This is a genomic window from Janthinobacterium sp. Ant5-2-1 (genome assembly GCF_001445815.1).
GTDB lineage: Bacteria > Pseudomonadota > Gammaproteobacteria > Burkholderiales > Burkholderiaceae_D > Janthinobacterium > Janthinobacterium lividum_E.
Genome location: NZ_LNCE01000025.1, coordinates 26,354 through 50,752, shown reverse-complemented (window position 1 = coordinate 50,752; position 24,399 = coordinate 26,354). Strand labels below are relative to the sequence as shown.

At 63.2% G+C, this 24,399-nt stretch carries 25 protein-coding genes; 9 read left to right on the top strand and 16 right to left on the bottom strand.

Annotation, left to right across the window (positions count from 1 at the left end; translation table 11 throughout):
- Nucleotides 1-12 precede the first annotated feature (12 nt).
- The 7 genes from truA to leuC form a co-directional block, all read right to left on the bottom strand.
- Nucleotides 13-843 (bottom strand): tRNA pseudouridine(38-40) synthase TruA, encoded by an 831-nt coding sequence (gene truA, locus ASN89_RS09305; protein ID WP_185982128.1) that lies wholly within the window; start codon nucleotides 841-843, stop codon nucleotides 13-15.
- Between the two features lie 46 nt (nucleotides 844-889).
- Nucleotides 890-3,361: a FimV/HubP family polar landmark protein gene (locus tag ASN89_RS09300; protein WP_058049070.1), complete on the bottom strand. Its 2,472-nt coding sequence runs from the start codon at nucleotides 3,359-3,361 to the stop codon at nucleotides 890-892.
- A gap of 250 nt (nucleotides 3,362-3,611) precedes the next feature.
- On the bottom strand, nucleotides 3,612-4,739 hold the full coding sequence (gene asd / locus ASN89_RS09295) for an aspartate-semialdehyde dehydrogenase (RefSeq protein ID WP_082654496.1): 1,128 nt from the start codon (nucleotides 4,737-4,739) through the stop codon (nucleotides 3,612-3,614).
- Nucleotides 4,740-4,784: 45 nt separating this feature from the next.
- Complete coding sequence (gene leuB, locus ASN89_RS09290; RefSeq protein ID WP_058049068.1) at nucleotides 4,785-5,855, bottom strand: 3-isopropylmalate dehydrogenase; 1,071 nt, start codon at nucleotides 5,853-5,855, stop codon at nucleotides 4,785-4,787.
- 10 nt (nucleotides 5,856-5,865) lie between these two features.
- Complete coding sequence (gene leuD / locus ASN89_RS09285) at nucleotides 5,866-6,513, bottom strand: 3-isopropylmalate dehydratase small subunit (RefSeq protein ID WP_058049067.1); 648 nt, start codon at nucleotides 6,511-6,513, stop codon at nucleotides 5,866-5,868.
- A 51-nt stretch (nucleotides 6,514-6,564) separates the two neighbouring features.
- On the bottom strand, nucleotides 6,565-6,687 hold the full coding sequence (locus ASN89_RS28130) for a lipoprotein (RefSeq protein ID WP_010400408.1): 123 nt from the start codon (nucleotides 6,685-6,687) through the stop codon (nucleotides 6,565-6,567).
- 68 nt (nucleotides 6,688-6,755) lie between these two features.
- Nucleotides 6,756-8,159, bottom strand: coding sequence for a 3-isopropylmalate dehydratase large subunit (gene leuC / locus ASN89_RS09280; RefSeq protein WP_058049066.1), 1,404 nt, complete (start codon nucleotides 8,157-8,159; stop codon nucleotides 6,756-6,758).
- A gap of 327 nt (nucleotides 8,160-8,486) precedes the next feature.
- Between leuC and ASN89_RS09275 the strand changes: the two genes are divergently transcribed.
- A complete protein-coding gene (locus ASN89_RS09275; protein WP_058049065.1) occupies nucleotides 8,487-9,617 on the top strand; it encodes a S41 family peptidase in 1,131 nt (376 codons plus the stop codon).
- A 65-nt stretch (nucleotides 9,618-9,682) separates the two neighbouring features.
- Here ASN89_RS09275 and ASN89_RS09270 read toward each other — a convergent pair whose 3' ends face one another.
- A complete protein-coding gene (locus ASN89_RS09270; RefSeq protein ID WP_058049064.1) occupies nucleotides 9,683-11,581 on the bottom strand; it encodes a chemotaxis protein CheA in 1,899 nt (632 codons plus the stop codon).
- Nucleotides 11,581-12,447, bottom strand: coding sequence for a protein phosphatase CheZ (locus tag ASN89_RS09265; protein WP_058049063.1), 867 nt, complete (start codon nucleotides 12,445-12,447; stop codon nucleotides 11,581-11,583). Before ASN89_RS09265 ends, ASN89_RS09270 begins: the two co-directional genes overlap by 1 nt.
- Nucleotides 12,448-12,922: 475 nt before the next feature.
- Here ASN89_RS09265 and ASN89_RS09260 point away from each other — a divergent pair, with 475 nt between their 5' ends.
- The 6 genes from ASN89_RS09260 (at nucleotide 12,923) to ASN89_RS09235 (ending at nucleotide 17,459) form a co-directional block, all read left to right on the top strand.
- A complete protein-coding gene (locus tag ASN89_RS09260) occupies nucleotides 12,923-13,390 on the top strand; it encodes a universal stress protein (protein ID WP_046685803.1) in 468 nt (155 codons plus the stop codon).
- 155 nt (nucleotides 13,391-13,545) lie between these two features.
- Complete coding sequence (locus tag ASN89_RS09255) at nucleotides 13,546-14,190, top strand: response regulator transcription factor (protein ID WP_034750556.1); 645 nt, start codon at nucleotides 13,546-13,548, stop codon at nucleotides 14,188-14,190.
- 329 nt (nucleotides 14,191-14,519) lie between these two features.
- The gene (locus ASN89_RS09250; protein WP_046686236.1) at nucleotides 14,520-15,326 is read left to right on the top strand and encodes a Crp/Fnr family transcriptional regulator; all 807 of its coding nucleotides are present in this window, start codon (nucleotides 14,520-14,522) and stop codon (nucleotides 15,324-15,326) included.
- 252 nt (nucleotides 15,327-15,578) lie between these two features.
- The gene (gene hemP / locus ASN89_RS09245; protein WP_034750559.1) at nucleotides 15,579-15,776 is read left to right on the top strand and encodes a hemin uptake protein HemP; all 198 of its coding nucleotides are present in this window, start codon (nucleotides 15,579-15,581) and stop codon (nucleotides 15,774-15,776) included.
- A gap of 85 nt (nucleotides 15,777-15,861) precedes the next feature.
- The gene (locus tag ASN89_RS09240; protein ID WP_058049062.1) at nucleotides 15,862-16,188 is read left to right on the top strand and encodes a hypothetical protein; all 327 of its coding nucleotides are present in this window, start codon (nucleotides 15,862-15,864) and stop codon (nucleotides 16,186-16,188) included.
- Nucleotides 16,189-16,229: 41 nt separating this feature from the next.
- Nucleotides 16,230-17,459 carry a DUF2325 domain-containing protein gene (locus ASN89_RS09235; RefSeq protein WP_082654494.1) on the top strand — a complete coding sequence of 410 codons (1,230 nt, stop codon included), beginning with the start codon at nucleotides 16,230-16,232 and terminating at the stop codon, nucleotides 17,457-17,459.
- A 14-nt stretch (nucleotides 17,460-17,473) separates the two neighbouring features.
- Here the strand turns inward: ASN89_RS09235 and ASN89_RS09230 are convergent, their stop codons facing one another.
- From ASN89_RS09230 to ASN89_RS09210, 5 genes are read right to left on the bottom strand one after another with little or no spacing between them, the layout of a single operon-like run.
- Nucleotides 17,474-18,838 carry a sulfite reductase subunit alpha gene (locus ASN89_RS09230; RefSeq protein WP_058049061.1) on the bottom strand — a complete coding sequence of 455 codons (1,365 nt, stop codon included), beginning with the start codon at nucleotides 18,836-18,838 and terminating at the stop codon, nucleotides 17,474-17,476.
- Nucleotides 18,839-18,849: 11 nt separating this feature from the next.
- A complete protein-coding gene (locus tag ASN89_RS09225; RefSeq protein ID WP_058049060.1) occupies nucleotides 18,850-19,890 on the bottom strand; it encodes an FAD:protein FMN transferase in 1,041 nt (346 codons plus the stop codon).
- A 26-nt stretch (nucleotides 19,891-19,916) separates the two neighbouring features.
- A complete protein-coding gene (locus ASN89_RS09220) occupies nucleotides 19,917-20,741 on the bottom strand; it encodes a DUF4198 domain-containing protein (protein WP_046685807.1) in 825 nt (274 codons plus the stop codon).
- Between the two features lie 10 nt (nucleotides 20,742-20,751).
- Complete coding sequence (locus ASN89_RS09215) at nucleotides 20,752-21,267, bottom strand: DUF2271 domain-containing protein (RefSeq protein WP_058049111.1); 516 nt, start codon at nucleotides 21,265-21,267, stop codon at nucleotides 20,752-20,754.
- Nucleotides 21,268-21,293: 26 nt separating this feature from the next.
- Nucleotides 21,294-21,947, bottom strand: coding sequence for a PepSY-associated TM helix domain-containing protein (locus ASN89_RS09210; protein ID WP_058049059.1), 654 nt, complete (start codon nucleotides 21,945-21,947; stop codon nucleotides 21,294-21,296).
- Nucleotides 21,948-22,210: 263 nt separating this feature from the next.
- On the opposite strand from ASN89_RS09210, the gene ASN89_RS09205 reads away from it, so the two are divergent.
- Nucleotides 22,211-22,708: a pyridoxamine 5'-phosphate oxidase family protein gene (locus ASN89_RS09205; protein ID WP_058049058.1), complete on the top strand. Its 498-nt coding sequence runs from the start codon at nucleotides 22,211-22,213 to the stop codon at nucleotides 22,706-22,708.
- Nucleotides 22,709-22,791: 83 nt separating this feature from the next.
- Nucleotides 22,792-23,385, top strand: a complete 594-nt coding sequence (locus ASN89_RS09200) for a DUF2239 family protein (protein WP_058049057.1) — start codon at nucleotides 22,792-22,794, stop codon at nucleotides 23,383-23,385.
- A 15-nt stretch (nucleotides 23,386-23,400) separates the two neighbouring features.
- On the opposite strand, the gene ASN89_RS09195 is transcribed toward ASN89_RS09200, so the two are convergent.
- On the bottom strand, nucleotides 23,401-23,664 hold the full coding sequence (locus tag ASN89_RS09195) for a hypothetical protein (RefSeq protein WP_152988523.1): 264 nt from the start codon (nucleotides 23,662-23,664) through the stop codon (nucleotides 23,401-23,403).
- Between the two features lie 229 nt (nucleotides 23,665-23,893).
- Nucleotides 23,894-24,259, bottom strand: a complete 366-nt coding sequence (locus tag ASN89_RS09190; protein ID WP_058049110.1) for a KGG domain-containing protein — start codon at nucleotides 24,257-24,259, stop codon at nucleotides 23,894-23,896.
- Nucleotides 24,260-24,399: the final 140 nt, after the last annotated feature.

Below are 24,399 nucleotides of genomic sequence, written 5' to 3'. Positions count from 1 at the left end.
TTGAAGTAAACGTCAGAACCAGGGCAAGGCGCTGCTGCTGTCTTGCGGCAGTTCCCATTTCGGATCGTAATCGATCTGCGCCAGGTACAGGCCGTCCGGCATGAAGGTGGGCGCGGCCGCATGGCGGTCCTTGCTTTCCAGCAGATGGCCGAGCCAGTCCGGCTTTTCGCGCCCCGTGCCGATGTAGACGAGCGAACCGACCAGGTTGCGCACCATGTGGTGCAGGAAGGCATTGGCCGTAATCGTAAAAATGACGCAATCGCCGCGCCGCTCGATGCGGATGTCATGCATGAGCTTGACGGGCGACTTGGCTTGGCATTGCGCGGCGCGGAAGGCCGTGAAGTCATGCCAGCCCAGCAGCGGCTGCACGGCCTGGCGCATCAGTTCCACGTCCAGCGGGCGGAAAAAGAAGCCGGCGCGCCCTTCCACCAGCGGCGAGCGGGTGGCGTTGTTGTACAACACATAATGATAGGTGCGAGCGCGGGCGCTGAAGCGGGCGTGGAAGAAGTCATTGACCGTCGGATCGCCTTCCAGTTCCCTGGCCCAGCGCACGGCGATGGACTTCGGCAGGAAGGCGTTGACGCCGCGCACCCATGAGTGCACGTCGCGGTTCAGTTCCGTATCGAAATGCACGACTTGCTCGAGCGCATGCACGCCCGTATCCGTGCGGCCGGCGCAGGTGGTGGCCAGGCGCACGCGGGCAAACTGTTCCAGCGCGTTTTCCAGCTGGTCCTGCACCGTTTGCCCGTCTTCCTGTTTCTGGTATCCATGCCAGGCCGTGCCGTCGTACTGCAGGCCGAGGACGATACGCTTCAATGGCGTTGCTGTCGTAATATTTTGCATCGAAGCATTATACCGGCGCGGCAGCCTGCCGCACCGGCGGGCACTGCTAGCTCAACAGCGCGCGCATGGTATTGGCTTTCGCAACCTGCTCGTCGCTACCGCCCTTGATGACCTCATCGATCAGTTCGCGCGCGCCTTCCTTGTCGCCTATTTCCTGGTACGCGATCGCCAGGTCCAGCTTGGTATCCATTTCCATGTGGATGGCCGAAAGCGGATCGTCCACGCCCACGCTGGCCGTCTTGCCATCGTTGAGGTCCAGGTCGATGCCGGACAAGTCGAATTCCTGCGCAGGCGGGATATTTTCCGGCGGCGCGGCCGGCGTTTGCGCGTCGTCGAACAGGCTGTCGAGCGAAGGCTCGGCCGCCGCGACCGGCGCGCTAGCTGGCGCCACGGGCTCGTCGAGGTCAAAATGGGCCAGGTCGATATCTTTCAACGGATCAGGCAGCGGCGTCAAGCCGGCACCCACGCCATTCACGGGGCCGGCTGGCGGCTCCAGGTCCAGGCCGAAATCCATGCTGGCGTCATACTGCGCATCCTGCGCGGCGGAGACGGGCTTGCTGTCCGGTCCCGGCATGACGATCGGGTCGCCGGTGGAAACGGGCTCGAAATCGAGGCTGTCGAGGTCAAAGTCGAGGGGATCGCGCGCATCGCGGGCCGCCACGGAAGACACGGACTCGGCCGGCGCCAGGTCGGCCAGCGGCGCGGCTGGCTCGTCAGGCAAATCCATGCTCTGGCCATGCACGTCGTTGCCGGCAGCCTTGCTCAGGCTGACGACGGCGTCGTCTTCCGTATCGCCATACAGGGGATTGGTGGGGTCGAGCGCCAGGCCTAGCGCGGCCGCTTGCGGCCACTCTTCGCCCTGGCCACGCGTCAGGCTGTACAGCTCGCTGGCCTGGTCTTCAAACGCGCGCACGTCATTGCGGGCCGAATAGATTTCCAGCAGCTTCAGGCGGGCAGCATGGCGTTCCGGGTGGATACGCAAGGCTTCCTTGAGGATATCTTCCGCCTGACCATCGCGGCCGTAGGCGATATACACGTCCGCTTCGGCGACCGGGTCCGTTTCATTCGCATCGAGCATGCTGGCGCCCGCTGCGGCGGCCACGCCGGCAGCGGCGGCGCCCGTGCCGAACAGGTGATTGCTCGCTTCGGACTGCTGGTCTTCCGGCGCCAGGCCTGACGGCGGCGCGACGGGCGGCTCTGGCTCGAACACGGGCGGTACGTCTTCGCGCGCAGGCGGCGCATCCTTGCGGCGGCGCGCGATCACCAGCGCAGCCACGGCAGCCAGCAGCGCGGCGATGCCGATGCCGATGGCGCCCAGGTGGTCATTGATCTTGTCGGTGATGGTCGGTTCCAGCGGCGATGGTTTTTTCACCAGCGGCACCGGTTTCGCTTTGGGAACGGGCGGCTGCGCTTCGGCTGGCACGCTGGCAACAGCCGGCGAGCTTGCCAATGCGCTGGCGGCAGCTTCGGCCGGCTTGGCGGGCGCCGGGGCGCTCTTGTCGGCCATGGCCTTGCTCTTGACCGCCATCAATTTTTCCAGGTCGCTGACGTTCTTTTCCAGCTCCTTGACGCGGGCAGCCGCTTCATCGACCTGCTTCGCCTTGGCGATCTTGTCTTCCTCGCTGACCACGGCGCTCTTGCCGGCCGACTTGGCCGCCGGTTCCGCCTTCGACAGTTTCAGCTTGTCTTGCGACTCGCTCACGGCCGTCGGCTTTTCCTGCACCTTGGTCGCGCCGATCTTGCCGGCCGTGCTTTGCGTCGCTTCGGCCGCCTTGGCCGGCTTGCTTTGCGACACCTGGCCCGCCAGCTTGTTGCGGTAGGCTTCGAAATCGATGGCGTGCGCCGTCACGATGCCCTTCGCTTCAGCCGCACCGGTGGCACGCACGGCGTCCGCGCCCGGCACGGCCAGGATGCGCCCGGCCTGCATGCGGTTCATGTTCTCGCCCTTGAAGGCGTCGGGATTGGCGCGGTACAGGGCCACGAGCATCATGTCGAGCGACACGCCAGAAGGCTTCAGTTCGCTGGCGATGCGGCTCAGGGTATCGCCCGCCTTGACCTTGTATTCGCCTGCCGCCTTTTTCGCGGCAGGCGGCGCAGTCTCGGCAACGGCGGCCGGCTTGGCCTTGCCCGGCTCGACTGGCGCCGTCACTTGCGCGCCGCGCGTCTGGCGCGCTTCGGGCGTGTCGAGCACGAACGCATATTCGCGCACCTGGCGGCCGCTCTTGCTGCTCAGTTCCAGCAGCAGGTCGACCATCGGCTCGGCCACCGGTTGCGCCGAACTGATGCGGATGAAAGGCTTGCCATTGCGGTTTTCCACGGCAAACGTCAGCGCATTCAACGCGGGATTGAATTCCACGTTGGCCTGACGGTAGGCGTCCGGCGGCGCCAGCTTGGCCAGCAGGCTGGTGGCTTCGCCTGGCTTGATGGCCGACAATTCGACCTCGGCGCGCAGCGGCTGGCCGGCGGCGGACAGCACCGTAATCTTGCCCAGCTCGGCTGCGGATGCCGCCGGTGACAATAACACCGCACAGGCGACAGCGCTGCTGAGTGTTTTAATGGCAAGGGAGGCGACCCGGGGACGAGTGTGTACAGGCATAGTTGGCGGCATCTTAGTTGACATGGGAAAACTGTTACTTTTCCAGAGGTATCAACATATCATCATGCCCAGAGCTATGCAAGCTCCGCATGGTTGAGCCTTGACGGGCTTGGGACGAAAAAAAAGCCGGGAAAACAGCCCCGGCTTGATCTTGATCAGCAATTTGTGGCGATTACGCGTCCAAGAGAATACGCAGCATGCGGCGCAACGGCTCGGCCGCGCCCCACAGTAACTGGTCGCCCACGGTGAAGGCAGACAGGTATTCGCCGCCCATGCTCATCTTGCGCACACGGCCGACGGGAATCGTCAGGCTGCCGGTCACGGCCGCCGGCGACAGGTCGCGCACGGACGCTTCGCGCGTGTTCGGCACGAATTTCACCCATTCGTTGTTGCTGGCGATGATGTCGTTGATCTCATCGAGCGGCACGTCTTTTTTCAGCTTGATGGTCAAGGCTTGCGAATGGCAGCGCATGGCGCCGATGCGCACGCACAGGCCGTCGACAGGAATTTCCTTGGTACCGAAGTCGATGCCGCGGCCGAGGATCTTGTTCGTTTCCGCGCCCGCCTTCCACTCTTCCTTCGACTGGCCGTTGCCCAGGTCCTTGTCGATCCACGGGATCAGGTTGCCGGCCAGCGGCGCGCCGAATTGCTTGATTTCATCCGGGGAATAGCCGTGCTGGGTGGCCAGCACCTGGCGGTCGATTTCCAGGATGGCGGAAGCAGGATTGTCCAGCAGCGCCTTGACGGAACCGTTGATGGTGCCAAATTGCGTCAGCAGTTCGCGCATGTGCTGCGCGCCGCCGCCCGATGCCGCCTGGTAGGTCATCGACGTCATCCAGTCGATCAGGTCGTGCTGGAACAGGCCGCCCAGGCCCATCATCATGCACGACACGGTGCAATTGCCGCCGATGTAATTCTTGACGCCCTTGCCCAGCGCATCCTTGATGACGTGCAGGTTGACGGGGTCGAGCACGATGACGGCGTCTTTTTCCATGCGCAAGGTCGAGGCCGCATCGATCCAGTAGCCATTCCAGCCCGCTGCGCGCAGCTGCGGGAACACGGCGCTCGTGTAGTCGCCGCCCTGGCAGGAAATAATGATGTCGCACTTGGACAGTTCGGCGATGTTGTTGGCATCCTTGAGGATGGTTTCATTCTTCGCCATGGCCGGCGCCGAGCCGCCCGTGTTCGACGTGGTGAAAAACACCGGTTCGATATGGGCGAAATCGCCCTCTTCCTGCATGCGTTGCATCAGGACCGAACCGACCATACCGCGCCAACCTACCAAGCCAACTAATTTCATTACCATTCCTCAAGATGAGACGGCGACTGCCGTCATTAGACTATTTTATCCCAGTGCTTTTACAACTGCATCACCCATGGCCTCGGTACCGACCAAAGTCGTGCCCGCTTCGTGGATGTCGGCCGTGCGCAGACCCTGCGCCAGCACTTGCTTGACGGCACCCTCGATGCGGTTTGCCTGCTCTTCGCGGTTCAGCGAATAGCGCAGCATCATGGCGGCCGACAAGATCGTCGCCAGCGGATTGGCGATGCCCTTGCCCGCGATATCGGGCGCCGAACCATGCGATGGCTCGTACAAGCCCTTGTTATTGGCGTCCAGCGAGGCCGACGGCAGCATGCCGATCGAGCCCGTCAGCATGGCGGCCGCATCCGACAGGATGTCGCCGAACATGTTACCGGTCACCATGACGTCGAATTTCTTCGGCGCCCGCACCAGCTGCATGGCCGCGTTGTCGACATACATGTGGTCGAGCGCCACGTCCGGGTATTCCTTGTGCACGTCAGTGACGATGTCTTTCCAGAACTGGAAGGTTTCCAGCACATTCGCCTTGTCCACGCTGGTCAGGCGCTTGTCGCGCTTTTGCGCAGCCTGGAAAGCCACGTGGGCGATGCGGCGGATTTCGCCTTCTGCATAGCGCATGGTGTCGAAGCCTTCGCGCTGGCCCTTGAACGGACCGTCCGGGCACTCGCGCACGCCGCGGGGCTGGCCGAAATAAATGTCGCCCGTCAACTCGCGGATGATCAAAATGTCCAGGCCGGACACCACTTCCGGCTTCAGGGTCGAGGCGCCCGCCAGTTCCGGGTACAGAATAGCCGGACGCAGGTTGGCGAACAGGCCCAGGTTCTTGCGCAAGCCCAGAATCGCCTGTTCCGGGCGGAACTGGCGCTCCAGGTTGTCATATTTATAGTCGCCCACGGCGCCGAACAGCACGGCATCCGCCGCTTTCGCCAGCGCCAGGGTGGCTTCCGGCAAAGGGTGGCCATGGGCCGCATAGCCGGCGCCGCCCACGGGTGCCGTTTCCAGCTCGAACGATTCGCCCAGCACATTCAAGACCTTGACGGCTTGCGCGACGATTTCAGGACCGATCCCGTCGCCGGGTAAGATTGCAATTTTCATGGAGTGATCTTTAGATAACGTTGGCCAGCCAAGGCTGATTATGCAGATGCCGTTCTTCGAAGGCGCGGATATCGTCCGCGTGGCGCAGGGTCAGGCCGATATCGTCGAGGCCATTCATCAGGCAGTATTTGCGGAAGGCGTCGATCTCGAACGGGTACGAGACGGAACCGTTGCTGGTGCGCACGCACTGCTGTTCCAGGTCGACCACCAGCTTGTAGCCGGGGAAAGCCTTGACTTCATTGAACAGGTGCTCGACCTGGCTTTCCGACAGTACGATGGGCAGCAAACCGTTCTTGTAGCAGTTGTTGAAGAAGATGTCGGCAAACGATGGCGCGATGATGGCGCGGAAGCCATATTGATCCAGGGCCCACGGCGCGTGTTCGCGCGAGGAGCCGCAGCCGAAGTTCTTGCGTGTCAGCAAGATCGAAGCGCCCTGGTAGCGCGGCTCGTTGAGCACGAACTCGGGGTTCAGCGGGCGGCGGCTGTTGTCCTGGCCCGGTTCGCCATGGTCGAGGTAGCGCCATTCGTCGAACAGGTTGGGGCCGAAGCCGCTGCGGTGGATCGATTTCAGGAATTGCTTCGGGATAATCGCGTCGGTGTCGACGTTGGCGCGGTCCAGCGGGGCCACCAGGCCTTCGTAAATCGTAAATTTATCCATGCTGTTTCTACTCGGTAAGACGCGCGGCGCAGGGCGCCGGCACGTCACGGTTTATTTTCCGCCGGCGCCAGTGACAACCTGGCCGACTTTCTGCACGTCGCGGCCGATGCCGGAGACGGTGTTGCAGCCAGACAGGATGACGGTGGCGATGAGGAGGGCGAAGAGTTTTTTCATGATGAGTTCTCGATAAGAAAGATGGGACTGAGACCGCTAGTGTAAACCAGCGGCGCCAGTCCCTGCCGTCATCGCAATCCCCGCACGTCGACAAAGTGGCCGGCGATACCCGCCGCGGCCGCCATCGCCGGCGACACCAGGTGGGTACGTCCGCCCTGCCCTTGCCGGCCTTCGAAGTTGCGGTTCGAGGTCGACGCGCAGCGTTCGCCCGGCTCCAGGCGGTCCGCATTCATGGCCAGGCACATGGAACAGCCCGGTTCGCGCCACTCGAAACCGGCATCCTTGAAGATGCGGTCCAGGCCTTCGCGTTCCGCCTGGTCCTTGACGAGGCCGGAACCTGGCACGACCAGCGCCAGGGTCACGTTCGATGCACGGTACTTGCCGCGCACCACGGCGGCGGCCGCGCGCAAATCTTCGATGCGCGAATTGGTGCAGGAACCGATGAAGACCTTGTCGATGCGCACGTCGGTGATCGGCGTATTCGGTTTCAGGGCCATGTAGACGAGGGCCTTTTCGATGGCATCGCGCTTGACGCTGTCTTTCTCGTTGTCCGGGTCCGGCACGCGGCCATCGATGCCGATGACCATTTCCGGCGACGTACCCCACGTCACTTGCGGCTCGATCTCTTGCGCGTTGAGCGTGACGACCAGGTCGAAACGCGCGCCCGGGTCCGAATGCAGGGTGCGCCAGTAAGCCACGGCGCGTTCCCAGTGCGGACCGGCCGGCGAAAACGGACGGCCCTTGACGTAATTGATGGTGGTGTCGTCGACGCCGATGATGCCGGCGCGCGCGCCCGCCTCGATGGCCATGTTGCACACCGTCATGCGCCCTTCCATCGACAGCGCGCGGATGGCCGAGCCGCCGAATTCGATACAGTAGCCCGTGCCGCCGGCCGTGCCGATCTTGCCGATGATGGCCAGCACGATATCTTTCGCCGTCACACCGGCCGGCAGCGCGCCGTCGACTTGCACCAGCATGGATTTGGATTTCTTTTGCAGCAAGGTTTGCGTGGCCAGCACGTGTTCCACTTCGGACGTGCCGATGCCGTGCGCCAGCGCGCCGAAAGCGCCATGCGTGGACGTGTGCGAATCGCCGCAGACGACCGTCATGCCGGGCAGGGTCGCGCCCTGCTCGGGGCCGATCACGTGCACGATGCCCTGGCGCTTGTCGTTCATGTTGAAATAGGTCAAGCCGTAGTGCTTGGCGTTCTTGTCCAGGGTTTCCACCTGCAGGCGCGAGACCGGATCGGCAATGCCGTCCACGCGGCTGGTGGTGGGCACGTTATGGTCGGCCACGGCCAGGTTGGCGGAAATGCGCCACGGCTGGCGGCCCGCCACGCTGAGGCCGTCGAAGGCTTGCGGGCTGGTGACTTCGTGCAGCAGGTGCCGGTCGATGTACAGAATTGTCGTGCCATCATCTTCGGCCCGAACAACGTGGGATTCCCAAAGTTTGTCGTAAAGCGTCTTCATCATGATTTATGCAGCGTTGCCACAGCCTGTAGTAAGTGATCAAGTGATACCAGGTCATACGGTGATCCACAAGGATTATGCCATATATTGCGGGACACAGAACCGAAACAGGCAAAAGCGTGGGATTGGCGATACAAAGTTTGGCCACATTGTTGGATATGAGCTGGAAATTGCCGATATCGGCTTGCCAGCGGCATCATAAGCCCATCCGTACACGGCCGGCCGAAGGACTGACGGCGGCGGCAGAAATACATGTTTTTCCCTCAATCTTTCGTGTATTGTGTTTCGACAATAATGACTGCGCACGCGCGCCACCACCGGGGTACTTCGATGAAACTGAACTTGTTGGCGCTGGCCGCCCTGACCCTGGCCGGCAGCCATGCGGCGGCGGCCACGCCGGGAGAAACATGCGTGCAGGACTTGCGCGCCATTGCGCCCTTCCTGCTGGAAAACGATACGGGCGCGCGCCAGCATCTGGAACAAAAGGGACAGGCGTATTTCGACCTGGCGCTGGCCACGGCTGCCACGTCGGCGGCTGGCGCGGCCGATGGCAATGCCTGCGATGCGATTCTGGAAAACTATGCGCGTACGTGGCGCAAGGGCCACCTGCACGTAAAACCGGGCAGCGCGCTCGATATCGCCAAACCGGCGCCGGTGCGCCCCGCCGCGTCAGGACAGGCAGCACCCTCGAAGGCGCCGGCGCTGCAGATATTGTCGGACTCGACCGTGCTGCTGACCTTGCCCAGCTTCCACGGCAGCTACCGCGCCGCCGTGGCCAGCCTGCTCGACACGCACCGCGCGGCGCTGTCGGCGCGCCCCAACTGGATACTCGACGTGCGCCGCAACGGCGGCGGCAGCGACAGCACGTATGCGCCGCTGCTGTCCTGGATCAGTTCGGATGAAATAGTGACGATGGGCGCCGAATGGCTGTCCACTCCAGCCAATATCGACGGCCAGGAAAAAGTCTGCGCACTGCTGGCGCCCGGCGACCAGGCCTGCGCGGCCTTTGCAAGCCAGGCCGTGGCGCAGATGCGCAGCGTCAAGCCGGGCCAGTACGTGCCGCAGCAAAGCGGCGGCACCATCAGCTATACGCGCGTGGACACGCCGGAGCCGCGCCGACCGGCGCGCGTGGCCGTACTGGTCGACCGCGACTGCGCCAGTTCCTGCGAAGAATTCCTGCTGGCGGCGCGGCAAAGTTTTCACGTCAAGCTGATCGGCCGCAACAGCTATGGCGCGCTCGACTATTCGAACATGCGCCTGCACCTCCTGCCGTCGGGCCAGCGCCACCTGCAATACGCCACCTCGCGCTCGGCCCGCCTGCCGCAGATGCAGGTGGATCTCGGCGGCATCATGCCCGACATCTATTTGCCGCCGCCAAAGGACGAGGCGGGCCGCGCTGAAGAAGTGCTGCGCGTGCAGCGCTGGCTGGAAGGCGGAAGCCTTCGCCCAAGCGATATTTGACACCGCTGGTCCCATAAAAAAAAGCCCGCTATATCCAGCGGGCTTTCTAACGAATCGAGCAAGACTCAGGCAGCTAAACGCACGCTACCTCTACACCCGTCCATCAGGAACGACAGACCCACGACCAGCACCAGCTCGCCTTCGGCCGAGCGGGCCGTGCCCGTGATGCCTTCCACGGTGATGGCCGTCATCGGCTTGATAACGAGGTCGGCCGTGCCATCGACGGCTTCCACGGCAAGGATGTACGGCTGTGGCGCAGCGACCACGATGCCGACGCGCTCGCTGCACGATTCGTAGCCCAGGGCGCCGGCCAGCGAACGCACGGGCAATGGACGGCCCTGGTCTTTCAGCACGGGCGCGCCGCCCACTTCCATGAAGGTTTCCGGCAATTCGACGACGCGCTGCACCACCGCCATCGGCAGCGCCAGCGCGGCGCCCGAGGTCGACACGAGCATGGTCGGCACGATCGACAATTCGATCGGCAGGCGGATGGCGAACTTGGTGCCCTTGCCCAGCATGGATTCGATGTGGATGGCGCCGCGGTTTTTCTCCACGGCCGTCTTCACCACGTCCATGCCCACGCCGCGCCCGGAAACGCTGGAGGCGACTTCCTTGGTCGAGAAGCCCGGCAGGAACACCAGCTGGAAGCATTCGTCGTTGCTCAGTTGCGCGTTTTCGCTGATCAAGCCCTTTTGCTGGGCCTTGCTGCGCAGGAAGACGGGGTCCATGCCCTTGCCGTCATCCTGCAGCACGATCATGACGCTGTTGGCTTCCTGCCATGCCTTGAGTGAAATATACGATTTGGCGGGCTTGCCGGCGGCCAGGCGCGCTTCCGGCGATTCGACGCCATGGTCGAGCGAGTTGCGCAGCATGTGCACGAGCGGATCGTACAGGCTGTCCACCACCACGCGGTCGACTTCCGTCTCCGCGCCTTCGATGGTCAGTTCGACATCCTTGCCCAGGTCTTTCGCCAGTTCGCGCACCAGGCGCGGGAATTTCTGGAACAGGCGGCCGACAGGCTGCATGCGCGTGGCCAGGGTGGCCCGCTGCAATTCCGTCGAGTAACGCGAAGCGCGCTCCAGGGTTTCCGCCAGGGTCGCCATCAAAGTGGCGGCCTGGCCTTCGAATTTGAATTGCAACAAGCGCTCGAGCAGCACGGCAGCCTGGTTGGCGGCCTGCACGGATTCGCCGGCCACTTCCAGCAGCGCGTCGAGCTTGACGGCGTCGACACGGATGCTGTCTTCCTTGACGGGAGCAGCATGGCGCACTTCCGGACGCTCTTCGCGGCGTTCGGCGCCATCCCAGGCCTTGGCGGCCGGTTTGGCAGCAGCAGCGGCAGGTGCAGCAGGTGCGGCGGCCACGGTGGCAGGCGCAGCGGCAACGGCGGACACGGGCGCGGCAGCGACACGGCTACCGGCCGGGACGACGGCGTTGTACATGGCTTCCCAGTCCAGGCCATCGGCGCTGGCGGTGGACACGGCGGCAGCGGCGGGCGCTGCCACAACAGCTTCGGCGACCTGGGCAACGGGCGCGGCCACTTCCGCCACCACGGCGGCGGCAGGCGCAGGCGCGTCCATGCCCTTGCCTTCGATGGCGTTCGTCAGGATGTGTTCCAGCTCTTCCGGCATGGCCGGCAAGCTTTCCGGCGCGGCGCCATTGGCCAGTTCCGTCAGCTGGTCGGCGACGAAACCGGACGCTTGCAGCGCCGCCTCGATGGCGATCGGGGTGACAGGCGCGGCGCCCGTGCGCAAGGCGTCGAACAGGTTTTCCGTCAGATGGCAGGCCGCCACCAGCGCGGGCAAGCCCATGAATCCGGCGCCGCCCTTGATGGTGTGGAAGGAACGAAACACGGCATTCAGTGTTTCCTTGTTGTCAGGATCGCGCTCGAGGCGCAACAAGTGCTCTTCAACATTAACCGCAAGATCCATCGCCTCAACGACGAAATCCTTGAGCATATCGTCCATTAGAATCCCAAATCCGCAAGAAGGTCGTCGACATTATCCTGGTCCAGCGCCACCGACGGCACGGACGGGCCCTGCATCAGCGGCACCGGCTTTTGCGCCAGTTTTTCGCGTACTTCGGCCGGCGCGTTGTCGCGCAGCAGCTGGGCCAGTTCGTTTTCCACCGTCTTGGTGATGTTGACCACTTTTTTGATCAGCTGGCCCGTGATATCCTGGAAGTCCTGCGCCATCATGATTTCCAGCAAGCGCGCTTTTTCCGCTTCCGTTGCTTCAGCAACGGCTTGCGCGAACTGGCGCGAGTCGCCGGCCAGGGCCTTGAATTCTTCCAGGCTCAGCTTGCCATCGAACAGGGCCGTCCAGCGGCTGTCCATGTCCTTGGCTTTCTTCGACAGCACATCTTGCGCCGGCATGCCTTCGTCAAGCGTGTTCAAAACCTTGTTGGCGGCCTGTTCGGTCAGGGTGGCGACATATTCCAGGCGGTCCTGGGCGTCGACGATCTGCGACGACGCTTCCGTCAACGCCTTGTCGTAGCCCAGTTCGCGCAGCGAATCGTGCAGCAGGCGCACGATGCCGCCCAGGCGCTCGAACATCGGCTTGTCGGACTGGTCGACGGGATCGGCCGCCTCGCCAGACGCGTCGGCGCTGGCTGCGGGGGCCGCTTCCGGCTCGGTTGGCGCGGCGGCCACCGGCGCCGCAGCAGCGGCAGGCACGGCGGCGCTGGCCGACACGGAGTCGAACAGCGCGTCGAAATCGTCATCCGCGATCACGGCGGGAGCGGGCGCGGCGGCTGGTGCGGGCTGAGCCGCGGCCGCACTTTGCGCAGATACTTCATCGAATAATGCGTCGAAATCATCAGCGGCGTTGGTCATATCCCTGCTTCTCCATAATTTGTCAAAATTCCGCCTGAACTGTGCGTTTTACAGACTGATACCCACAATTTCTCGATTAAGATGATTTGAGGCAATACCGCTGCGATGGTGCGAGTGTAGCAGGGCGCCGCCCTGTTGGTAAATCTCAAAACGCGCTTCCTGGTGCAAAGCTGGCCCACAAGAGCTTTTCCACCAGGAAATAAGTGTTCCTGCTGTTGTATTTTGAAATACTACCATTGGCGTGCGTGCAAGACTACGCACCGTACAAGAAATCCTGCTTCCGGGCGCCTGCGCAACAGTGCGGTATGGACTCGTCGGACATCGTTGCAGCTAAACACGATCTTTCTGCCAATGTTGTCTATACTGAAGGTGCAGTTGTATTGATAATTATCAAGTCTTTACATGAATACAATGCTGCCGCCGCGTCTACAATAAGAGGCGTTGCGCGCGCTCAGTCACCGCCAAAGGACCTGCCATGTATAAGAAAATTCTGATCGCCACGGACGGCTCCACCGTCTCCAACTTGACAGCCTGTGCCGGCGTTGCCTTTGCCGAACAGATGCACGCCGACATCCTTGCCGTGTACGTGGCGCCCGAATACCAGTACCCGGTGTACATCGAGATCATTCCGCCAAGCTATCCCAGCGAGGAAGAATACCGCATCGCCATGCGCAAGGCGGGCGCCGACCACTGGCAGCCCATCCTCGACGCGGCCGCCAAGCGGGGCCTGGAAGCAACGGGCCTGACGGCGTTTTCCGACAGCCCGGCCCTGAAAATCGTGGAAGTGGCGCAATTGCAGCATTGCGACCTGATTTTCATGGGCTCGCATGGCCGCAGCGGCTGGGGGCAATTGCTGCTGGGCAGCGTGACCAACAAGGTGCTGTCGCACTCGAAATTGCCCGTGCTCGTGCATAGGCTGATCAAGGAACCCCTGGCGGAATAAGGGGTCACATGGCCACGGTGGCCGCTGTTGCCGGCACATTAAGAAAAAGGCAAATTTTCGGCCGCTTCAGTTAAAATGACAACGTTTCTCGCTTTTCAACATTTGATTGTCCGGTGACGGACATAGCAGATTTCACGCATCCAGATTGCCCGCCTATGATACGTATTGTGATTGCCGACGACCACACCATCATGCGAGAAGGATTGAAGCGCATCCTTGACGGCGCGCCGGACATCGATATCGTGGGTGAAGCCATCGACGGCTTTGAAGTCCTCAACCACGTGCGCCAGGGCGGCTTCGACCTGTTGCTGCTCGACCTGTCGATGCCGGGCCGCAGCGGCGTCGACCTGATCCGGCAAATCCGCAGCGAGGCGCCCAAGCTGGCCATCCTGATCCTCACCATGCACGAGGAAGAACAATATGCGGTGCGCGCCATCCGCGCCGGCGCGCAAGGCTATCTGACCAAGGAAAGCGCGGGCACCCAGCTCGTGGGCGCCATCCACAAGGTGGCGTCGGGACGCCCCTACATCAGCGCCGAGGTGGCGGAGCAGCTCGTGCTCAACATCATGATGCCGAATGAAAGCTTGCTGCACAAACAGTTGTCGGACCGCGAATTCGAAGTCTTTTCCCTGCTGGTGGCGGGCAAGTCGATCACGGAAATCGCCAACAACCTGCACCTGAGCGTCAAAACGGTGAGTACGCACAAGACGCGCATCATGCAAAAAATGGGCATGAGTTCGCTGTCGGAAATGGTCCAGTATGCCGTAGCGCACCGCCTGCTATCCCCCTTCAAGACCTGAGCCTTTCCACGCGCGCCAGCCGTAGGAACAATCCTACCTCACCTACCACAGCTCCTACTGCCATATTCAGCCACTGCTGATATTAATTGCATACGGTTGTTGGCATACTGAAACCAGTAATCAAGTTGCTGGGAAGTTATTTCATCACACAGCAAGTCGTCAGCGAATTGAGCTTTACCTGCCTGGACGCGCGCCGCCTCTTCCCTGCCCGCCGTCCTGCGCACCCTGTTATTCAACTCTGAACTACCTGTCACCAGGAGATGAACATGCTGTCCACGCAAACGCCCGAAACCCGCGCCGCCTCCCCATCGCTGGCCCCCTCCTCCCCGATGGAAGCAGGGCGCCAGCGCCAGGGGCGGCTATGGTCGAACCTGAAGGAGGTGTGCGATTTGCTGCATATCTCCAGTGCCTGCACCATCGCCGCCGACGAACTGCTGTTCCAGCACGTGCAATTCAAGACGGGCCAGCGCGTGCACACCATCGGCCAGCCGTTCGACACCCTGTATATCGTCAATTCGGGCTTCCTGAAAACCGTGCTCATCGATGAATTCGGCAATGAACAGGTACTGAGCTTCCCCATGAAGGGCGACATGCTGGGCGTCGACGGCATCCACTCGCGCCATTACTCCTCGGAAGCGGTGGCCCTTTCCGACTGCGACCTGATCCTGCTGCCGTTCAAGAAGCTGACGGCGCTGGGACGTGTTCACCTGGAACTGGAAAATGTCATGTACGGCGTGATGAGCCGCGAACTGGTACGCGAACAGGCCATGATCGGCATGCTGGGCGCCTTGAGCGCCGAAGCCCGCGTGGCGCGCTTCCTCGTCTCACTGGCCGACCGTTTCGCGCAGATGGGCTACTCGAGCAAGCTGTTCAACCTGCGCATGACGCGCCATGAAATCGGCAGCTACCTGGGCCTGACACTGGAAACGGTGAGCCGCACCCTGTCCGCCTTCAATGAAATCGGCCTCATCACGGTTGACCAGCGCACCATCGGCATCAAGGACCCGGACGCCCTGAAAACCCTGCGCCGCCTGCCGCCGTCGCGCTCGCGCGCCAAGCAACTGGCCGCCGCCAAGCTCAAGGCCGACACCAGCGCCGCGGCAGCCACCTCGGCGCAATTGCTGGCCACGATTTAACGCCATCCCGACTCTTCTTTCCAGCTTGGCACAGGCTTGACCCGGCCAAGGCGCGCACCGCCTTGCCGGGTCTTTTTTGCTGCCGCCCCTTCCACGCCGCGCCAGCGGCCGCCTTTGTACGACCGCCTCGTCCAAGGCGCCGCGCCGCCATAAAAAAGCGCGGATTCCCTACAAATAAGCCTTGCTTTTCGGGCCACATTCAACAATAATGCAAATACGAATCATTCTCAACTGAGATAAAGAAAGCCCAACATGCAAAGCTCAAAACCAGCCTTGATCCAGGATGCCGCTACCGCCCACGTCCGTCCTCCCGTCAGCATGGCCCAGCCGGCGCGCCGCATCACCAGCGAAGCGCTGCTGCAGCAGGGCCGCGAAGTGGAGATTGAGCACAGCGGCAAGATCTATCGCCTGCGCGTCACCCAATTGAACAAGCTGATCCTGACTGCCTGAAGCAGCACGGCAGCCAGTCACCACACTCGCCAGCCAGTCGCGCCCCGTGCGCGCAGCCAGCCAAACCACCGCACAGGAGTGTTTGATGGCGCACGACCGACCTTCCCCGATGCTTTCTCCCCCCCAAGGCCAACAGCCTGAATTGCTGCTGTCCGCCGTGCTGCACCTGATGTCGCACTACCATGCGGGCAGTCCCTGCGAGAAACTGGCGGGTGTCATCGAACGCCATCTGCAAGCGCTGGCCGGTTCGCCCGGCTTGGGCCCCGTACTGCAAGCAACTTGCCAGCAACTGTCGCAGCAATGGGCCGCCCTGGTGGCGCTGCACCAGCCCGTGCCGCCGAAGACCACCGTGCTGGAGCGTCTGGCACGGCTGCTGAGCGCCAGGCGTCCTGCCTCGCCCCTGCCGCAATAATTCTCTTCAACGACTGCCCCACCGCCCAACAGGATATCGCCATGTGTGACAAAGACAAGTCCCTGCCCGTCATCAGCAATTGCGCCCACGCCGACACGGAAACGGCCGCGCTCGCTTCGCGCCGCCGCCGGCTGTGGGAACTGTCGCACACCTGCCATTGCCCGCTGGTCGGCGTGGGCTTGCCATTGGGCTACCTGCGCAAGCTGGTGGGCAAGATGACGGGCGGGCGCGTGGTGGCCGACGACTACGAAGTGCACGTGGGCGCCGTGACGGAATGCGGCGCGCGCAACCGCCTGTCCGAAGCGCTGCAAAAGGAACTCGAACGCCGCTACGCTCCCGTGATCCTGCGCTTTCGCGGCGCCAAGACCACGGAGCAGGTAGCGCAACTGTGGCGCACGGCCGTCGCCAACGGCGACGTGTCGGGCGCTTTCTGGGCCGGCCTGACGCACCCGCGCTGCGACGCCGAGCTGGAAGAGCAGATGTGCCGCGACTTGCACATGATCCAGCACCAGGCCGGCGCCTGCGTGCGCGCCGACATGGGAAAATTTACGGCCTTGCAGGAAGAAAACGCGCGCCTGACGCACGAACTGGCCAAGCTGCAACAGCGCAGCCAGGCCGCGCTGATGGAAAAGACGGGCGAGCTGGAGCGCCAGGAAGCCTTGCTGCTGCGCACGCGTGCCGAAGCCATCGGCAAGGACAGCGTGATCGACGGCTTGCGCGCGGATCTGGCGCAATTGCAGGCCGCCATCCCCGCGCTGGAATCGCGCACGCGCCTGGTCGAACGCCTGGCGCAAATGGATGAGCGCGAAAAGGAATTGCGCCAGCAAATCGCGGAATTGAAACAGGCCCAGCCACGCCCGGCCGCCGTCGTGCCGCCACCGGCGCCGAAGCTGGAAGTGCCGACCGGCGGCAAGCTGAAAATGCCGATCCGCCTCGTCGATCAAAGCGTCTTGTGCGTGGGCGGGCGCAGCGGCAATGTCGCCACCTACCGCGCCCTGATCGAGCGGGTCGGCGCGCAATTTGCCCACCACGACGGCGGCCTGGAAGACAATGCCAACCTGCTCGATTCGAGCCTGGCGGCGGCCGACCTGGTGATATGCCAGACGGGCTGCATCAGCCACAGCGCCTACTGGCGCGTGAAGGATTACTGCAAGCGCACGGGCAAACGCTGCGTTTTCATCGACAACCCCAGCATCTCCAGCCTGGCGCGCGGCTTGCAGGAAGTGAGCGGCGACATGGACACGGCGCCGCTGGCCGATATCCAGCCGTAAGCCGTCCTTCTTTCTTAATACACGTCGCGCCGGTAGCGCCCTTCAGCTGCCAGCGCATTGAGCGCGGGCCGGCCCAGGATCTCTTGCAGCGCCTGGTCGACGCCGCCCGCCATGCCGGCCAGGCTGCCGCAAATATAGATGGCCGCGCCCTGCTCCAGCCACAGCTTGACTTCGTCGGCATTGCCGCGCAGGCGGTCCTGCACATAGGTCCGCTCCGCCTGGTCGCGCGAAAACGCCAGATCCAGACGCGGCAAGTCGCCGCTGGCGTGCCAGCCTTCGATCTCTTCGCGATAATGAAAATCGTGGGCCACATTGCGTTCGCCAAAGATCAGCCAATTACGCCGCTGCCCTGCCAGCACGCGGCTTTTCAAATGTCCGCGCAAGCCGGCGATGCCGCTGCCGTTGCCGATCAAAATCAGTGGCCGCTGGGCATTGTCTTCCAGGCGGAAACGCCGGTGCTGGCGCAAGCGCAGCTGCACCACGTCGCCGACCTTGGCCTGCGCCGTGAGCCAGCCCGAGGCCAGGCCCAGGCTGCCATCGGGATGCGCATGCTGGCGCACCAGCAAGTGCACGCCGCCATCGCGCGGGATCGAGGCGATCGAATATTCGCGCGGCTGCGACGGGTCGGCGGGCGCCGTCACCTGCACCAGGTCGCCCGATTGCCACTCCGGCAAGCCGCCGGCCACGGGCGCCAGTTCCACATGATAGATGGCGCCGCCGGCGCTGCCGGGATTCAACAGGCGCCGCTGCGTCAGCCGCCAGTCGCCAAACGCCGGCGCGCTCCAGTCGGGCGCGTCGCTGGTGCCAGCCAGGTGGCTCAGATGCTGGAACCACTGTTCGATGGCGGCATTCGCGCTGCGGTCGACTTCGATGCGCTCGAACAGGCGCGACGCGCCCTGCCCCGCCAGCCAGGCATCGAGCGCGCGGCCAAAGCCGCAATACTGGCCATAGCTGCGGTCGCCCAGGGCCAGCACGGCATAGTGCAATTGCGGCAGCGCAATCTCGCCCGTCATCAATCGGCCCATGAAGGCGGCCGCATTGTCGGGCGCGTCGCCTTCGCCATACGTGCTGACCAGGAACAAGGCCCGTTCCGCCTGTTGCAGATCGGCGGCCGTGAGTTCGGCCAGCGCGCACAGGCGCACGGGGATGCCGGCCAGCTGCAGGCTGTGCGCCGTTTGCGTGGCCAGTTCCTCGGCATTGCCCGTCTGGCTCGCATACGCCACCAGCCAGGGCCGGCTGTTGGCCAGCGCCGCTTTTGCCGCATCGGCTGCGCGGCGCTTGTTGCGCGCGCGCAGCCAGGGCGCCAGGCACACGCCCGCATAACTGAGTGACAGGGCGGCCAACAAGGCCAGCCGCGTCGTATCGTGCGTAAAAATCATAGATTAATCGTTCATTCGTCGAGCATGGCCAGCATGTGGCTGCTCAGCGTTTCGTGGTAGCCGCGGCCGTCGCGCTGCAGGAAGCGCGCGGCCAGGCCCTGCTCTTCCGCCAGCGCCATGCCGGCCTCGACACCCAGCACGGTCAGGGCCGTCGACCAGGCGTCGGCCGCCATGCATTCTGCATGCACGACGGTGACGGAAGCGAGTTGATTGGCGATCGGCATGCCGCTGCGCGGATCGATGGTGTGCGAGAAACGCACCGTGCCGTCCTGGAAGAAACGCCGGTAGTCGCCCGAGGTCGCCACAGAGAGGCCGTGCAGCGCCAGCAGCATTTCCGGCGGATGCTGTGCATTATCGGCACTATCGGCGGCGCCATCGACCTGTTCCAGCATGACCCACCAAGGCTGGCCGTCGGGCTTGCTGCCGGCGCCGCGCAGCTCGCCACCGACTTCGACCAGGTAATGGTGGATGCCCTGGCTATCCAGGTAGCGGGCCAGGCGGTCCACGCCATAGCCCTTGGCGATGGCGGACAAATCGAGCTGCAAGCCGCCCGGCTGGCGCGCGCGGCGGGCCGGCAAGTCCAGCTCCAGGCGGCGACGCTGGCGTTGCGCCAGCAGCAAGGCCACGCTATCGTCTTTCGGCGGGAGAAAGCCCGGCTCATCGTAGCGATGGCGGGGGCCGAAGCCCCACAGGTTGACGAGGGCGCCCGCGCATGGGTCGTACGCGCCGCCCGATGCTTGCGATACGTGCATGGCAAAGCCCAGCACCTCGCAAAACGCGGCTGGCAAGCTGTGCCAGCTGCCGGGCTCGGCCCGGTTGAAGCGGCCCAGGTCGGACTCGTCGCTCCAGTGGCTCATTTGCGCGACGACCAGGTCCAGCTGCTGCTGCAAGCCCTGCTGCAAGTCGGCGCTGCCCGCGCGTCCCGGCATGGCGGACTCGAGCAGGCGCACCGACCAGCTGGTGCCCATCGACAAGCCGCGCAAGTCCCGGATCGCGGCGCCGGGCGGCGCGGCCTGATCGGAAATATGCTGCGGCAGCAGGACCCGGCGCATCGGCGCTCTCGTAAAGACGCCGCCGCTTACTGCGGCAGCACTTCCACGGTGGCCGCGTACGTCATGCGGCGCTCGGGCATGGCTGGCGGCTGGCCGGCCACGGCCGGTGCGGCCGCTGGCCAGGTGCTGCTCAGATAATACATGCCGGCCGCCGGCACAGTGAACGTGATCTCGCCCTTGGCGTCCGTGCTCTGGCGGATTTCACCGAGCACGCCACGGTAGCGCACGCCGCCTGGCACGAGGCTGAAGGCCTGATTTGCCGCCGGCTTGCCGTCGACGAGGAAGCGCCACGTGGCTTTCTCGCCCGCACGCAAGTCGTTCGGGTGCGTCACGGGCACGAATTCCAGGCCCACGCCGGTCGGCTTGAACACTTCCGTGCTCGTTTCGCCATTGCTGAAGAAAGTTTCCAGGCGCGCTGCCGTGCGCGTGACTTTCAGCTCTTGCGCGTCGGCCGGCACTTCCTTCTTGAACGTCTCTTCGTTGCCGCGGAAACGCTTCTGCTCGCCGTTGAGCTTGTAGCTGCCCATCACGTTTTGCGACACGATGGCCGCTTTATACGTGCCCGGCTTTTCCATTTTCACGTCGAAGACGCTGCGCAAACGGCCCGTGACCGTGTTCGCCGGCGTGACTTTCGCGCCGTCCGGGCCGATCACCTGCAGCGCGTCCAGACGCAGCGGCTGGTGGTCAATCTCGAACAGGCCGTCGGAGACGGCGGCATCCACCGTCACCCAGGCGTCCTTGCTTTCCACCATCGTGCTCGATGGCACCATCCAGCCGCGGTGGGCATGGGCGTTCATGGCCAGGCCGGCCAGGGCCAGGGCGATCAGGGGTTTATTGAATTGCTTGAACATGATGTGCGCCTTATGGTTTGAGTTGGACGACGACATTACCGAGTTCTTCCTTGCCCTTGCCAGGCACGGACTGGGCCGATTTCAGCGGCCACTGGAACGGCACGCGCACCAGTTCGCGTCCGCCCGCTTCGCGCGCTGCTTCCACGACGACCTGGTATTCGCCGGCCGGCAGCTTGTCGAGCAAGGCTTTGGCGCCGGGGAACGTCAAGGTATGTTCGCCGGGCGCGCGCGTGGCGCCGCTGACGCCGTCAACAGGCATGGCCAGGTCGCGGCCACTCTTGCGCCACCATTGACGCATGTCCTTCAGCCATTTTTCGCCCGCCTTGTCCTTCTTTTTCACGTCATACAGCACGGCCAGGTTGCCAACGACCTTCTGGTCCGCCGTTTCCAGCCACGCCGCCACGTAAGGACGGTGGTATTCCGCCACATTCAATTGCGGAATTTCAATCTTGAGGGCCAGGTCGGCAGCCATCGCCGACGTACCGATCAGGGGAAGGCCAAGCGCCAGGGAGTAGCGTAATTTCATGGTGTGCCTGTAAAAAGGAAAAAACATCAGTGGATAAACAGCAAGGCGATCGCGCAAGGTATCAAGATACCGAGACCCACCATCGGCCAGGTAAATGGCCGGTTGGCCGCGTGGAATTTCAAAATCAATAGCCCCGTCAGGCAAAACACGATGCAGGCGCCGGCAAAGATGTCGATGAACCAGCTCCAGGCCACGCCCGTGTTGCGGCCCTTGTGGACGTCGTTGAGCCAGGACACCCAGCCCCGGTCCGTCAATTCATATTCGGCCGCCCCGTCTTCGAGGCCGATGCGCACCCAGGCGTCGCCGCCCGCCTTGGGCAGCGGCAGATACACTTCGTCGATCGACCATTCGGCGGGACGCCCGCCCGCATTGAGCGACCATTGCTGCTTGAGCCAGGCTTCGGCCGCGGCCGGCATGGGCGCGTTGGCGCCATCGTGCTTGGCGGCATAGGCGGCCAGTTGCGTGACGAGGGGCGCCGGCAGCTCCGCCTTCTGGCGCGTGATCGCAGGCTTGGATTCGATCTGGCCAGCGTGGTTCAGGGTGATGCCGGTAATGGCGAACAGAAACATGCCCAGCAGGCAAAGCGCGGAACTGATCCAGTGCCATTGATGCAAATTCTTCAGCCAGACGGCGCGGCTGGCGTTGTTCTTGGCCTTGTCTGCGGCACCCGCATTACCCATCAAGCGCTCCCGGCAAGGAGCGGGCCAGGTGGCGCGACAAGTCAGTGTGCTTCATTCCCATCCTTCAATCAAAGTGCATGCTTATATTTTCAAACAAATGATAATGATTATCATTTATTAAGTCAATACATGGGGCGCTCCGTCGGGCCAGCGTTTTGTAACAGCTTTGAAACAAAGCTGGGCTGCTACGTAAGCTGCCGTACAGAGCCGCGTGCCATGCCCGTCTATGCTGTTGTTCAGGACAATCAAACAGGAGCACACCCATGCAAGCGTATTCCAGCGAACAACTGGCCAGCATCGCGGCCAAGATCAAGGACGTCAAATTCGGCATGCTGACCACCAGCGACGACATGCGCACCCTCACCAGCCGGCCGTTGACGCAGCAGCAGGTCGACAGCGAAGGGCAAATCTGGTTTTTTGTCTCGGACGATGCCACCTACACGCGCGACTTGCCGAACAATCCGCAAGTCAACGTCAGCTTTGTCGACACGGGCGACAGCCTGTATGTATCCGTCTGCGGCCACGCGCAACTGCTGAAGGACCGCGCCAAGGCGGAGGAATTGTGGAACCCGCTGGTGAAAGCCTGGTTCCCGGGCGGACTCGACGATCCGAAACTGTCGCTGATCAAGGTGACGATCCAGTCGGCCGAATACTGGGATAGCAGCGCCAGCAAGATGATGCAATTCTATGAAATGGCCAAGGCCGCCATCACGGGCGAGCCGCCGAAGGATATGGGCGAACATGGCCGGGTCGATCTGTAGCAGATTTACCCTATTTTACCCGGGTGTTATTGACTTTCAATTTAACCCGGGTAAAATTGCCTGCATTCTCCATGGAGGCAAACATGCATACCCCCGCAACATCCCAGCTCACCGCCTTCGCCGGCAAACGCAAAGTGGCCGCCGGCCCCTTGCACGCCGTGGCGCAAACACTGAAGGAACTGGTGACGCGCGAACCCGATGCGCAAATCCTGATTTTCGACGACGCCAGCGGCAGCCAGGTCGACCTGAACCTGCATGGCAGCCTGGCCGATGTGCTGCAGCGCCTGCCACGGGCAGCCACGCCGGCGCCGCAGGAAGAAACGCCCGCGCGCACGGCAGGCCGGCCGAAGCTGGGCGTGGTGGCGCGCGAAATCACCCTGCTGCCGCGTCACTGGGAATGGCTGGCAACGCAGCCGGGCGGCGCTTCCGTGGCCTTGCGCAAACTGGTGGAACACGCGCAGCGCGGCAACAAGGCGCACGATAAGCAGCGCCAGGCACGCGAAGCGGCCTATAAAGTCATGAATGCGCTGGCCGGCGATGCGCCCGGCTTCGAGGAAGCGAGCCGCGCCCTGTTCGCCGGCAAGCAGCCAGCGTTCCTCGCGTGCGTGCAGGACTGGCCAGCCGACGTGCGCGAACACGTCTTGCAGCTGGCCCAGCGGGGATGGTCCGAAGATTAAGCGAAGGTTGAAAGATCAGACGCCCGTGCTGCCCGTGGTATCGGGCGCATCGTCGGCGCTCTGCCGGCTCTGCCCGGCTGAGCCGGCCTGGTGATGGGGCAAGCGGTCGGCGCGCCGCACTTCGCCGATGGAAAACAGATCGTCGCCGATATCGAGGCCTTGCTCGCTATCGACCAGCACAAAGCTCTCGGCCGACTCGGCCGTGCTTTGCTTGCTGCCTGCCGTGGACGGCGTGCCGCCCTGGCTATTGCCGGGCTGCGGCGTAGTGGAGTTGCCCATCATCTTCTCCCTGATCGTGAGTGCGAGTGGATTGCAGATTGACTGCGCGTGGACCACGGCCGGCGCAGCTCTTTCATCATAGTCCATGCCTGCTGCATTGCATCAAAATTTTGCGCTAGCCAGCGGTAGCCAGCGGTAGCCAAACAAGCGCGGCCCTGGTCAGCGGCGTGCCTGTCTCCCGCTGGCCAGGGCCCATTGCTACCTTCTACTTGCTACTGCTTGCCAGTCACTACTTGTTGCGCGAACCCGAGCTGGAACCCGAACCGCCGCTTTGCTTGTTGCCACTGTCGCGGCCGCCATCCTGGTTCATGCTGGCATTGTCGCGCGACCCGCTGGAGCTGGAAGCGCTTTGCCGGTTGGCGTCGTTCTTGTGGCTTTGGCTGCCTGCGCGGCGGGCCTCTTCCGACGTGAATTCATGCGCCGTGCCTTTTTCATGCGCCGCACGTCCGCCTTCGCTGGCGATTTCACGCTGCTGGGCAGGGTCCATGGAAGCGAAACCCCGTTTGCTGGTATCGCTTTGCTTGTTGCCGCCGCTGCTACTGCTGCTGCTACTGGTTTTACTACCTTGCTGTTTATTGTCGCTCGATGTGGCCATGATGATCTCCTTGATCGATGGAATCAGAAACAATGCAAAAAACAATGCAAACCATGCAAATCTTCCCCCTCGCATGGCAAGGGAACCGTCATCTTAGTGCGCGCATGGGGCACAAGAAATAGGAGGATGGCAAGAGCGTA

What these genes read in the sequence shown, in the direction of transcription:
- truA (WP_185982128.1), bottom strand. Translation starts at nt 843, where the DNA reads ATGCAAAATATTACGACAGCAACGCCATTGAAGCGTATCGTCCTCGGC.
- asd (WP_082654496.1), bottom strand. Translation starts at nt 4,739, where the DNA reads ATGAAATTAGTTGGCTTGGTAGGTTGGCGCGGTATGGTCGGTTCGGTC.
- leuB (WP_058049068.1), bottom strand. Translation starts at nt 5,855, where the DNA reads ATGAAAATTGCAATCTTACCCGGCGACGGGATCGGTCCTGAAATCGTC.
- leuD (WP_058049067.1), bottom strand. Translation starts at nt 6,513, where the DNA reads ATGGATAAATTTACGATTTACGAAGGCCTGGTGGCCCCGCTGGACCGC.
- ASN89_RS28130 (WP_010400408.1), bottom strand. Translation starts at nt 6,687, where the DNA reads ATGAAAAAACTCTTCGCCCTCCTCATCGCCACCGTCATCCTGTCTGGC.
- leuC (WP_058049066.1), bottom strand. Translation starts at nt 8,159, where the DNA reads ATGATGAAGACGCTTTACGACAAACTTTGGGAATCCCACGTTGTTCGG.
- ASN89_RS09275 (WP_058049065.1), top strand. Translation starts at nt 8,487, where the DNA reads ATGAAACTGAACTTGTTGGCGCTGGCCGCCCTGACCCTGGCCGGCAGC.
- ASN89_RS09270 (WP_058049064.1), bottom strand. Translation starts at nt 11,581, where the DNA reads ATGGACGATATGCTCAAGGATTTCGTCGTTGAGGCGATGGATCTTGCG.
- ASN89_RS09265 (WP_058049063.1), bottom strand. Translation starts at nt 12,447, where the DNA reads ATGACCAACGCCGCTGATGATTTCGACGCATTATTCGATGAAGTATCT.
- ASN89_RS09260 (WP_046685803.1), top strand. Translation starts at nt 12,923, where the DNA reads ATGTATAAGAAAATTCTGATCGCCACGGACGGCTCCACCGTCTCCAAC.
- ASN89_RS09255 (WP_034750556.1), top strand. Translation starts at nt 13,546, where the DNA reads ATGATACGTATTGTGATTGCCGACGACCACACCATCATGCGAGAAGGA.
- ASN89_RS09250 (WP_046686236.1), top strand. Translation starts at nt 14,520, where the DNA reads ATGGAAGCAGGGCGCCAGCGCCAGGGGCGGCTATGGTCGAACCTGAAG.
- hemP (WP_034750559.1), top strand. Translation starts at nt 15,579, where the DNA reads ATGCAAAGCTCAAAACCAGCCTTGATCCAGGATGCCGCTACCGCCCAC.
- ASN89_RS09240 (WP_058049062.1), top strand. Translation starts at nt 15,862, where the DNA reads ATGGCGCACGACCGACCTTCCCCGATGCTTTCTCCCCCCCAAGGCCAA.
- ASN89_RS09235 (WP_082654494.1), top strand. Translation starts at nt 16,230, where the DNA reads ATGTGTGACAAAGACAAGTCCCTGCCCGTCATCAGCAATTGCGCCCAC.
- ASN89_RS09230 (WP_058049061.1), bottom strand. Translation starts at nt 18,838, where the DNA reads ATGATTTTTACGCACGATACGACGCGGCTGGCCTTGTTGGCCGCCCTG.
- ASN89_RS09225 (WP_058049060.1), bottom strand. Translation starts at nt 19,890, where the DNA reads ATGCGCCGGGTCCTGCTGCCGCAGCATATTTCCGATCAGGCCGCGCCG.
- ASN89_RS09220 (WP_046685807.1), bottom strand. Translation starts at nt 20,741, where the DNA reads ATGTTCAAGCAATTCAATAAACCCCTGATCGCCCTGGCCCTGGCCGGC.
- ASN89_RS09215 (WP_058049111.1), bottom strand. Translation starts at nt 21,267, where the DNA reads ATGAAATTACGCTACTCCCTGGCGCTTGGCCTTCCCCTGATCGGTACG.
- ASN89_RS09210 (WP_058049059.1), bottom strand. Translation starts at nt 21,947, where the DNA reads ATGGGTAATGCGGGTGCCGCAGACAAGGCCAAGAACAACGCCAGCCGC.
- ASN89_RS09205 (WP_058049058.1), top strand. Translation starts at nt 22,211, where the DNA reads ATGCAAGCGTATTCCAGCGAACAACTGGCCAGCATCGCGGCCAAGATC.
- ASN89_RS09200 (WP_058049057.1), top strand. Translation starts at nt 22,792, where the DNA reads ATGCATACCCCCGCAACATCCCAGCTCACCGCCTTCGCCGGCAAACGC.
- ASN89_RS09195 (WP_152988523.1), bottom strand. Translation starts at nt 23,664, where the DNA reads ATGGGCAACTCCACTACGCCGCAGCCCGGCAATAGCCAGGGCGGCACG.
- ASN89_RS09190 (WP_058049110.1), bottom strand. Translation starts at nt 24,259, where the DNA reads ATGGCCACATCGAGCGACAATAAACAGCAAGGTAGTAAAACCAGTAGC.